Genomic DNA, 2,330 nt, shown 5'->3' on the forward strand with positions numbered 1-2,330 from the left:
AGCGTGTGTTCCAGCGAGTGCTGCTCGCTGAGCGCGATCACCGGCGCGCCGGTGCGGTCGCGGATCTGGCGCGGCGAGATGGCGCCGTCGCGGCAGTCGCCGATGAGGAAGGCCCTGACGGATCTGAGGTCGGTGTCGGCGGCGGAACTCACCCACTCGCCGAACTCGCCCGGCGCGAAGCCCGCGGTGGCGACGCCCTCGCGATCGAAAAGTGAGCTATAACCCTCAGTTACGAGCTCGCGCTCATCAACGATCACGATCATCGGCCCGCCCTCCGAATCATCTCATTTGCCCCGTGCGGAAAGGGGTACCCGGTGGCGTGAATCCTGAAAAACCGTCATTTCTTGTAGCTATTTTCTTGGGAGTTTTTTGGGGAGCCGTAATAAAAGCCGGCTGCAAAATGTATTGGCGGTACCGGATCGAGGACGATATTGGGGCCGTCGAGCGCCTCGACGGCGGTCGACCAGGGGTCGTTGTCGCAACAACTATTGATTGCAGAACGCGCTGGCGTTCGGCGTCCATTTGCCGAAACCGGTGGCGACCATGTTGGCGATGACGCGGCAGACATAGATCTTTTGCGCCGGGTCATTGTCGGGGCCGGCATGATAGCGGGCGACGGCCATCGACCAGGTCATGTGCCGGGCATGGAGGCTGACCAGGAAGCGCGCCGCGTAGTCGACGTTCTGGTGCGGGTCGAGCATGTCCCCGACGCTGCGGAAATGATCGCCGTGATAGCGATGATTGATCTGCATGCAGCCAAGATCGATCAGCGTCTTGCCCTCGCGGCGGGCATTCTCGAATGTCGCAAGCGCCTCGCCGCGGCTGTGCGGGAAGACAGCTTTTCCTTCTATATTCAAGGCATTAGGCTGGAGGCTGCCTTTCTTTCCCGTTTCCGTCAGGCCAACCGCATAGAGGATACCAGCCGGCACGCCGTAGCGGTCGGCGGCGCGCAGGATTTCCGGCTCGCAAGGATTGGCGGCGGCCTTGGCGGCAACGACAGCCAGGCTAGATATAGATATCGTCGCCAGCGCGCTCGCGAAGAGGCGAAGCAGCGCGGCCGATTTCCTGTGCGCCATTGCTGTCGTTCCTTCCCGGTTGGCGGCCGCCGCCGGCACTGTCGCCGCCCGAATTCCCTGGCTGGAACGAAGGCTGGTCGCGGCCCGCCGACATCGGCGGCGTGCTGGTTGCATCGGTGCGGCCGGCTGAATGAACTGCTATCGAGGGTTGCAGGATGGTAACATGATCGACCTCGAAACCGAGACCGCGCATCGACTTGACGATCGCGTCGCTGTCGGCGGTCAGGCGGCGGTATGCCTCATGCGTCTGTGGCTTCATCTCAATCGAAAGCTGTTCTCCCGAGAGCCTCAGGCTGGCGGTCACCACGCCAAGCTCCGAAGGATGAAGCTCGATCTTCAGGACGTGTGTCGGAACGGCAACAGAATTGGCCGTTTGAGCGGCGGCCGCGGCGCTTGAAAAGGTCTGCTGGACGCCGGTGTCCGAGGCGATCGCCTCGACCAGCGCCGATGCCGTCTGGCTGATGGTAGTTTGCGCCGGCGCCGGGAAGCTCTGCTCGCTGACGACATCCATGCGCCCGGCGGCGGATGGCTTGGCCTGGTTGAGCGATGCGATGGATTGCGCCGCTTGCGCGGTCTTCTGGGCGGCTGCCGGCCGCCAGCCTCGCGGCGCTGCGGCGTCGGTCTCGGTTCCAGTTGTTCCGGGCAGGACGATGTCGTCCTTGCGGACCAATGTGGCGGGGCCGGCGCTGGCTGGTTTCTGGCCGAAGGCGGGTTCGGGTTTGTCCGTCGCCATCGTGGCGCGAGCGGATCGCGGCAACGGCTCGGAGCTTTCGGTGGCGTCGGCCGATATGCGTTTGCCCTGACGGATCGCGAGCTGCGAAGGGGCGGATTGGCCGAGGGAGGATTGGATCCCAGCCTCTCCCTCGGCGGCCGATCCGCTGCGATCGGCATTTGTCGACGTTGCGAAATGGCGGATGTCGCCCAGCGCCATCAACAAGGGCAGGCGATCCTCAAACGGAGCGGCATCCGACGATTGCGCCGCCGCACCGGCATCGTCCGCGGCCTTCATATGGTCGGCATCAGCTTTGTTCTTCGCGGCTTTTCCAGTCGCCGGCTTCTGCGCGGCAGTCCTGGTCTGTCCATCCTGGCCAGCCTGTGTCTTGGCCGGACCGGCGAGGGGACGCCGTGTCGGATGGGCATTCGGGGAGACAGACTCCGCCGACTGCTTGCCCTGCAAGGCCGGCTTCTCGGCGCCATTCACCATCTCGCCGAAATTCGCGCCTTTTTCCTTCCCGTCGGCAGCGTGCTGCCGCG

General features: G+C 64.3%; 3 protein-coding genes and 1 pseudogene. 1 reads left to right on the forward strand and 3 read right to left on the reverse strand.

Features of this window, described 5'->3' with window-relative positions; all coding sequences use genetic code 11:
* From EOA29_RS33415 to EOA29_RS42400, 3 genes and pseudogenes are all read right to left on the reverse strand, one after another.
* Positions 1 to 263, reverse strand: a pseudogene (locus EOA29_RS33415) (DNA-binding response regulator); the annotation flags it as partial.
* 222 nt (positions 264 to 485) lie between these two features.
* Positions 486 to 1,076 (reverse strand): transglycosylase SLT domain-containing protein, encoded by a 591-nt coding sequence (locus tag EOA29_RS33420; protein ID WP_245464891.1) that lies wholly within the window; start codon positions 1,074 to 1,076, stop codon positions 486 to 488.
* Positions 1,006 to 1,809, reverse strand: a complete 804-nt coding sequence (locus EOA29_RS42400) for a flagellar hook-length control protein FliK (RefSeq protein ID WP_210213203.1) — start codon at positions 1,807 to 1,809, stop codon at positions 1,006 to 1,008. The genes EOA29_RS33420 and EOA29_RS42400 overlap by 71 nt, the downstream gene beginning before the upstream one ends.
* A 174-nt stretch (positions 1,810 to 1,983) precedes the next feature.
* On the opposite strand from EOA29_RS42400, the gene EOA29_RS42405 reads away from it, so the two are divergent.
* Positions 1,984 to 2,330, forward strand: a 347-nt coding sequence (locus tag EOA29_RS42405) for a hypothetical protein (protein WP_210213204.1), incomplete at its 3' end; no start/stop codon positions are given.

The sequence above is a fragment of the Mesorhizobium sp. M1E.F.Ca.ET.063.01.1.1 genome (assembly GCF_003998155.1).
In the GTDB taxonomy this organism is placed as follows: Bacteria; Pseudomonadota; Alphaproteobacteria; order Rhizobiales; family Rhizobiaceae; genus Mesorhizobium.